7 protein-coding genes, 1 pseudogene and 1 riboswitch are annotated in these 7,833 nt (G+C 32.3%); all 8 genes and pseudogenes read right to left on the bottom strand.

Going from position 1 to position 7,833, the window contains the following annotated elements; all coding sequences use genetic code 11:
- Nucleotides 1-668 (bottom strand): DUF58 domain-containing protein (locus tag AB1Z17_RS00775; protein ID WP_368049884.1); only part of this gene is annotated, 668 nt, incomplete at its 3' end.
- Between the two features lie 158 nt (nucleotides 669-826).
- Complete coding sequence (gene trxA / locus AB1Z17_RS00770; RefSeq protein WP_368049883.1) at nucleotides 827-1,144, bottom strand: thioredoxin; 318 nt, start codon at nucleotides 1,142-1,144, stop codon at nucleotides 827-829.
- A 187-nt stretch (nucleotides 1,145-1,331) separates the two neighbouring features.
- A complete protein-coding gene (gene metF / locus AB1Z17_RS00765) occupies nucleotides 1,332-2,288 on the bottom strand; it encodes a methylenetetrahydrofolate reductase [NAD(P)H] (RefSeq protein WP_368049882.1) in 957 nt (318 codons plus the stop codon).
- A gap of 149 nt (nucleotides 2,289-2,437) precedes the next feature.
- The gene (metH, locus tag AB1Z17_RS00760) at nucleotides 2,438-5,149 is read right to left on the bottom strand and encodes a methionine synthase (RefSeq protein ID WP_368049881.1); all 2,712 of its coding nucleotides are present in this window, start codon (nucleotides 5,147-5,149) and stop codon (nucleotides 2,438-2,440) included.
- On the bottom strand, nucleotides 5,146-5,502 hold the full coding sequence (locus tag AB1Z17_RS00755; RefSeq protein WP_368049880.1) for a four helix bundle protein: 357 nt from the start codon (nucleotides 5,500-5,502) through the stop codon (nucleotides 5,146-5,148). The genes metH and AB1Z17_RS00755 overlap by 4 nt, the downstream gene beginning before the upstream one ends.
- A 29-nt stretch (nucleotides 5,503-5,531) precedes the next feature.
- Nucleotides 5,532-6,533, bottom strand: coding sequence for a homocysteine S-methyltransferase family protein (locus AB1Z17_RS00750; RefSeq protein ID WP_368049879.1), 1,002 nt, complete (start codon nucleotides 6,531-6,533; stop codon nucleotides 5,532-5,534).
- A gap of 60 nt (nucleotides 6,534-6,593) precedes the next feature.
- Nucleotides 6,594-6,708: riboswitch (SAM riboswitch) on the bottom strand.
- A 78-nt stretch (nucleotides 6,709-6,786) separates the two neighbouring features.
- Nucleotides 6,787-7,350 (bottom strand): bifunctional precorrin-2 dehydrogenase/sirohydrochlorin ferrochelatase, encoded by a 564-nt coding sequence (locus tag AB1Z17_RS00745; protein WP_368049878.1) that lies wholly within the window; start codon nucleotides 7,348-7,350, stop codon nucleotides 6,787-6,789.
- Between the two features lie 160 nt (nucleotides 7,351-7,510).
- A pseudogene (locus tag AB1Z17_RS00740) lies at nucleotides 7,511-7,833 on the bottom strand (uroporphyrinogen-III C-methyltransferase); the annotation flags it as partial.

The following is a 7,833-nucleotide window of genomic DNA, read 5'->3' as shown; positions in this document are numbered from 1 at the left end:
GTATGAAATAATACCACTTCATGTTTATTATGTTTTAAATGTCTTAACGCTTCAAATAATTCATGTTCATTTTTAGATGTTTGAAACATATCTGTAAATAAAAAAACTAACGATCTTCTATGTATTTTTTCTGAAATTTCATGCAGTACTTTATAGGTATCTGTAGTTGCTATTGAAGGTTTTTTTAACACCCCATCTAATTGTGTCAATAACATTCTTCTATGCCGTTCACCTCCTTTAGCAGGCGCATAATAATCGTTATTATCACTATAAACACTTAATCCAACAGCATCTCGCTGTCGCTTTAAAATCTCAATTAAGGCCGCAGAGGCAATAGCTGAAAATGCTACTTTTGTTAAATTATCTATTGTTGGTTGCTTAATTATTGGATAATGCATAGAAGCAGAATTGTCAATAATTAAGTGACATCGCAAATTTGTTTCTTCTTCGTAGCGTTTTACAAATAACTTTTTTGTTTTTGCATATAATTTCCAGTCAATATGTCGCGTACTTTCTCCTTTATTATACAATCTGTGTTCTGCAAATTCGACTGAAAATCCATGAAACGGACTTTTATGTATTCCAGTAATAAATCCTTCAACAACCTGATTTGCCAGCAGCTCTAAATTATTTAATTCTGAAAGATGTTTTACTGATAAAGTTTCCATAAATTAGTCTTCACTTTTAATTTTAATTTCAAATAATGAACGCCTTTGTCTTAAATACAACATTATTAAAACTGCCATAAATATAGTATTTATTGGCTTAAAAATAAAAAGCTCAGCATATTTGCCGAGCTTTAGTTAAATTTTATTTGAAGAACATTTTATAAATGTGCATCAATTTTTTGAGCGTATGTTGCTTTTGGAGCAACTCCAACTTGTTTTTCAACAACTTCTCCTCCTTTAAAAACTAATACTGTAGGAATATTTCTAACTCCATATTTAGCTGCAAATTCTTGGTTTGAATCAACATCTACTTTTGCAATTGTTGCTTTCCCTTCATATTCAGCAGTTAATTGATCCATTATTGGAGCCACCATTCTACAAGGTCCACACCAAGCTGCCCAAAAATCAACCATTACTGGTTTATCTGATAGTAAAACTACTTCGTTAAAAGTTGCGTCCGTTACTTCTAATGCCATGATATATTTTTTTAATTAATAATGCTATTAAACTTCTTACAAAAGTAAGCAAATATTTCACCTAAACAATTGAACATTTATTACTTTTATTTATGTAACTATTAACAAAAGTAATTCCTATTGATTAAATACTGAAACAATTGGCAATTAGCTATTTTTAGCTCAGGCAATTTAAATAGTGCTACTTTTAAAATACTTCTTTCGCAATTGCTTTAATATTATCAGATTTTCCCATTGAATAAAAATGAACTACCGGTGCTCCATTCGCTATCAAATCTTTCGACTGCTGAATAGCCCATTCAATTCCTAATGCACGCACTTGCTTGTTATCTTTACAAGCCTCAATTCCTAAAATTAACTCTTCTGGTAAATCTAACCTGAAAATTTGAGGCAACACCTGTTGATGTCTTTTTATTGCTATTGGCTTAATTCCTGGTATTATTGGAACTGTAATACCAATACTACGTGCTTTTTCAACAAAATTGAAGTATTTCTCATTGTCAAAAAACATTTGTGTTACTACATAATCTGCACCAGCATCCACTTTTTCTTTTAATCTACGTAAATCTGTTTCCATACTTGGGGCTTCCAAATGCTTTTCTGGGTAACCCGCAACACCAATACAAAAATCTGATTTATATGGAGTCTCAATTATTTCATGTAAATATTTCCCTTGGTTTAAATCGTGTATCTGTGTAACCAATTCTGCCGCATAATTATTTCCTCCAACAGTTGGAATAAAATATTGTTCGTGTTTCATAGCATCTCCACGTAATGCCATAATATTATCCAAACCTAAATAATGACAATCTACTAAAACATACTCTGTTTCTTCTTTGGTAAAACCTCCACATAACACATGTGGTATGGCATCAACATCGTATTTATATTTTAACGCAGCACAAATACCAACAGTTCCAGGACGCATTCTCGTCATTTTTTGTTCTAACAAACCATTTTCTTTCTTAATATATACAAACTCCTCACGTGAAGTTGTAACATCAATAAATGGTGGCTTAAATTCCATTAACGGATCTACATTATTATATAAATCCTGAATATTTTGTCCTTTTTGAGGTGGTATAATTTCAAACGAAAACAATGTTTTACCGTTTGCTTGCTTAATATGATCTGTTACTTTCATTTTTAATTCTTTGGGCGTTTCCTTTCAGGTCACGCTTTCCGTTATATCTTTTTTTGCGTTGCGCTTCAAAAAAGGATGCCACTTCTATCGCTAACGCAGTTTTGGCTTTTGGCTTTTTCACTTCGACTCCGCTCAGTGACCAATTTAAATTATTCTGCTAAATTAGGATTCAACCATTTTCTCATTTCTTCTAAAGCCTTATCTTTTCTAACTGAAACACTTTTTAATTGTTCTTCAGTTATTTTTCCTACTCCAAAATATTTTGCTTTTTCATTTCCAAAATAATATCCCGAAACGGATGCTGCAGGCCACATGGCTAAACTATCCGTTAACTCAACACCTATGGTTTCTTTAACACTTAGCAAATCCCAAATTGTCCACTTTTCTGTATGATCCGGACAAGCAGGATAACCAGGTGCTGGACGAATTCCTTTATACTCTTCTTTTATCAATTCTTGATTAGACAATACTTCTTTTGAAGCATAACCCCAATATTCTTTACGTACCTTTTCGTGTAAATATTCAGCAAAAGCTTCTGCCAATCTATCAGCTATTGCTTTTATCATAATCGAATTATAATCGTCGTGATCTTTTTCAAACTCAGCAGCCAATTCAGCAGTTCCAAAACCTGTAGAAACACAAAATGCTCCCATATAATCCTGAACACATGTTTCTTTTGGCGCAATAAAATCTGCCAAAGCTATATTTGGAACTCCCTTTTTCTTTTTTAATTGCTGACGTAAAGTTACAAACTGCACATTTAAATTTTTTCTATCTTCATCTGCATAGATTTCAATATCATCATCATTTACAGCATTTGCAGGAAAAATTCCAAAAACAGCTTTTGCAGTTAGTACGTTTTCATTCAATACTTTTGCAAGCATTAATTTTGCATCTTTAAATAAATTTGATGCAGCTTCACCTACAACTTTATCCGTTAATATTGCAGGATATTTACCTGCTAATTCCCAAGTTCTAAAAAATGGACTCCAATCTATATAATCAACTAACTTCGTTAAATCAAAATCTTCAAAAACCTGAATTCCTTCAAAATTAGGTTTTACAATATTCGCTGTATTCCAATCTATTTTAAATTTATTTCTTCTAGCATCAGCTAAAGAAATGTATTCTTTTTTGCTAGATCTGTTCGCGAAACCTTCACGAACCTTTATATAGTCAGCTTTAATATCGCCAACATATTTCTGATTGGTTCTTTTATTCAATAAATCTCCAACCACAGTTACAGCTCTTGATGCATCGTGAACATGGACAACTGCATTTTTATATTGTGGGTCAATTTTTACAGCTGTATGCGCTTTTGAAGTAGTTGCACCGCCAATTAATAACGGAACCTCAAAATTTTGACGTTCCATTTCCTTAGCCAAATACACCATTTCATCTAAACTTGGTGTAATTAAACCACTCAATCCAATAGCATCAACATTCTCATCTTTTGCAGCTTGTATAATTTTCTCTGGAGCTACCATAACTCCTAAATCTAAAATTTCATAATTATTACAACCTAAAACAACACCCACAATATTTTTACCAATATCGTGCACATCTCCTTTTACAGTTGCCAATAATATTTTTCCGTTAGACTGGCTTACCCCACCTTTATCCAATTCAATAAAAGGTAATAAATAAGCCACTGCTTTTTTCATAACGCGGGCTGATTTTACCACTTGCGGTAAAAACATTTTTCCCGAACCAAACAAATCTCCAACAACATTCATCCCAATCATTAAGTTACCTTCAATAACTTCAATTGGTTTTTCGACAACTAACCTAGCCGCTTCAACATCTTCAATAATAAATTCATCTAAGCCTTTTACAAGAGCATGTGTAATACGATCTTGTAATGGTTTTTCACGCCAAGATAAATCTGTTTTACGTTCTTTTGCAGTGCTTACAACACTTTCAGCAAACTCTAATAAGCGCTCAGTAGCATCATCTCTTCTATCTAAAATAACATCTTCAACGTGCTCTAATAAATCTTTTGGAATTTCGTCATACACCTCTAACATTGTAGGATTTACAATTCCAATATTCATTCCTGCTTTTATAGCATAATATAAAAACACTGAATGCATTGCTTCTCTAACTGCATTATTCCCACGGAAAGAAAAAGACACATTACTTACTCCTCCACTTACACTTGTATTTGGTAAATTCTCTCGAACCCAACGTGTAGCTTCAATAAAATCTATGGCATTTCTTTTATGCTCATCCATTCCTGTTGCCACAGGAAATATGTTTAAATCGAAAATAATATCTTCTGAAGGAAAGTTAACAACGTTCACCAAAATATCATACGAACGTTTCGCAATTTCAATTCTTCTTTCATAATTATCGGCTTGTCCAACTTCATCAAAAGCCATAACAATAACAGCCGCTCCATACATTTTAATCTTTTTGGCTTGCTCAATAAATTGTGCTTCTCCTTCTTTTAAACTAATAGAATTTACAACACATTTTCCTTGAGCAACCCGTAAACCAGCTTCAATAATTTCCCACTTAGAACTATCTATCATAATTGGAACACGCGCAATATCTGGTTCTGCAGCTATAAGGTTCATAAAACGAACCATTGATTCTTTTCCATCTAACAAGCCATCGTCCATATTAATATCGATAATTTGCGCTCCTCCATCAACTTGATCTCTAGCTACTGCTAATGCCTCGTCAAATTTTTCATCTTTTATCAATCGTAAAAACTTTCGAGAACCAGCAACATTAGTACGTTCACCAACATTAATAAAATTACTTTCTGGAGTAATTATTAATGGTTCTAAACCTGATAGTTTTAAAAACTTCTTTTGGTTATTGGTTGTTGGTTGTTGGTTGTCTGTATTCATCATTTCTTTCTATAATAATTAATAAAACCATTTAACAACTTTTTACAACTTGTAATTTGAGTTAATATAGTATTCAACTTTTCTTCGTTTAAAAATTTAAGATCATTTGCTAAATAAATTTGAGTTTCCAATTCAAACAAAGATCCTTTTGCAATGTGTAAAAAATGAATTGTGTCTTTTGATGTTTGTCTGCCACAACCTTCTGCAATATTAGAAGGTACAGAAATCCCACTTCTTTTAATTTGGCTAATAAGCCCAAACTTTTCTTCAGAAGGAAATGTCGAGCAAGCTTCGTAAATCATTTTCACCAACTTTCTAGACTCTAACCAAACATCTAATTCTATATACGAATTCATTTTAATTTCTTTTTACTGATAACCAACAACTAATCACCAACAACCAAACTTCGCGGCTGATATCCTTCAGCAACCTCAGCAATTGCTTTTATATGTGCTGGTGTAGTTCCGCAACAACCACCAATAATATTTATTAAACTTTTATCTAAATATTCTTTAATTTGATTGGCCATAATTTCTGGAGTTTCATCATATTCACCAAAAGCATTTGGCAGTCCAGCATTAGGATGTGCGGAAATTCTTAAGTCGGATTTTTGCGCCAACACTTCTAAATGAGGTGTTAACTGACTTGCACCCAAAGCACAATTAAAACCAACAGTTAATAAAGGAATATGTGAAACGGAAATTAAAAAAGCTTCAGCCGTTTGACCAGACAACGTTCTTCCACTAGCATCGGTAATTGTACCGCTTAACATTATCGGAATATCAATATTTCTTTCAGCTTTAAGTTCTTCAATTGCAAATAATGCTGCTTTTGCATTCAAGGTATCAAAAACAGTTTCTACCAACAATACATCAACACCTCCATCAATTAAAGCTTCTGCTTGTTGCTTGTATGCTTTTCTTAAATCTTCAAAAGTAACGGCTCTAAAGCCTGGATCGTTCACATCTGGAGACATACTTGCTGTACGGTTTGTTGGTCCAATTGAACCAGCTATAAAACGCGGTTTACCAGGATTTTTAGCTGTATATTCTTCAGCTACTTCTTTGGCTATTTTAGCCGACTGAAAATTTAATTCGTACACAAAATCTTCCATTTCGTAATCTGCCATGGCAATTGTTGTACTAGAAAATGTATTGGTTTCAATAATATCAGCTCCTGCTTCTAAATACTTTCCGTGAATGGTTTTGATAGCTTCAGGCTGTGTAATTGAAAGCATATCATTATTTCCTTTTACCGAAACATGAAAATCTTTAAATTTTTCACCTCTATAATCTTCTTCAGTAAATTTATACTGTTGAATCATAGTTCCCATAGCACCATCAAGCACAAGGATTTTATTTTTTAATACGTTACGAATGTCTTCCATTTTAAATTTTTTACATAAACATAGGAAGTTAGTAAGAAGTAATACTTTTTAAAGTATTGTTTGTTATCTTTCCTTGAATTGGTAGAATTTAGCACCTTCTTTAAAAGAAATTAAATTACCTAAAGGGTTGCCAAGGCTTCAACAGGTCTATTCCCTCTGCCTTTCTTAATAACTAAATGTATGTTTATGAACTTTTTGCAAATTAACGGCATATTCTTATGAATTACAAACTGCAATTCATATTTATGCCTTTCTATAATAATCTTTCAGTTAATTTATTCAATTGAGTTACTTTATCACTAAAATCACCTTTAATTGTTTTTCTGAATTTATTTAAATTTTCAGCCAATTCGTCAATGTTTTCAGGAATTACTTCTTCAAAAAACTGACGGAGTCTTTTTGCCAATGTTGGCGATTTTCCGTTGGTTGAAATTGCTATTTTTATGTTTCCTTTTGTAACAATTCCACCTAAATAAAAATCACATAAACCCGGAGTATCCGCAACGTTTACCATAATATTATTGGCTTTACAATCGGCATAAATTTGCTTATTAATTTCTATATTATTTGTCGCTGCAATTACCAATTGTTTGTTTTTTAAGGCCAACTTATTATAAGGTGCTTTTAATAATGAAACTTGGTATTTATTTGCCAAATTCAAAAAATCTTCATCAAAATCTTTTGAAACTACTAATACAGTTGCATTAGGACTCGATTTTAATAAAAAACTTAATTTTTCTAATGCCACAGTTCCACCCCCAACAATTAATATATTTAATACATTTGCCTTTAAAAAAATTGGATATAATTGATTCATTTATAATGTTTTATAATGTCATACCTGTGAACCAGCCTATCCGGCAGGCAGGAACAGGTATCCATTTTTTGTTATTCTAAATTCCTATTGGTTTGAGCTTTCTTATTAATTGTTGGTATAGATTCCTGTTTTCACAGGAATGACAAAACGTGATACCAACTTAAACTGCCAAATTCAAACTCTCATAATACGAACGTAATTTCGTACTCTCTTTTACAACCTCTCCAATAACAATTATAGCTGGAGATGATATTTTTTTTTGCGCTACAACTTCTTCAATTGTACTTATAGTTCCTAAGCCCAACTTTTCGTTTTTAGTTGTTCCGTTTTGAATAATTGCTGTTGGAACTTCCGATTTATTAAATTTTTTGAAGATTGTAACAATCTCATTCAACTTACTCATTCCCATTAAAATAACAACCGTGGCGGTAGATTGCGCTGCTAAATACACATCAGTAGATAGTTTTCTTTCTGAAGTTGTGC

Source organism: Lutibacter sp., from assembly GCF_040883305.1.
In the GTDB taxonomy this organism is placed as follows: domain Bacteria; phylum Bacteroidota; class Bacteroidia; order Flavobacteriales; family Flavobacteriaceae; genus Lutibacter.
This window is presented reverse-complemented; position numbering and strand designations above follow the sequence as displayed.

Excerpts from the sequence above, each read along its gene's own strand:
- trxA (WP_368049883.1), bottom strand. The coding sequence starts at position 1,144 with ATGGCATTAGAAGTAACGGACGCAACTTTTAACGAAGTAGTTTTACTA.
- metF (WP_368049882.1), bottom strand. The coding sequence starts at position 2,288 with ATGAAAGTAACAGATCATATTAAGCAAGCAAACGGTAAAACATTGTTT.
- metH (WP_368049881.1), bottom strand. The coding sequence starts at position 5,149 with ATGATGAATACAGACAACCAACAACCAACAACCAATAACCAAAAGAAG.
- AB1Z17_RS00755 (WP_368049880.1), bottom strand. The coding sequence starts at position 5,502 with ATGAATTCGTATATAGAATTAGATGTTTGGTTAGAGTCTAGAAAGTTG.
- AB1Z17_RS00750 (WP_368049879.1), bottom strand. The coding sequence starts at position 6,533 with ATGGAAGACATTCGTAACGTATTAAAAAATAAAATCCTTGTGCTTGAT.
- AB1Z17_RS00745 (WP_368049878.1), bottom strand. The coding sequence starts at position 7,350 with ATGAATCAATTATATCCAATTTTTTTAAAGGCAAATGTATTAAATATA.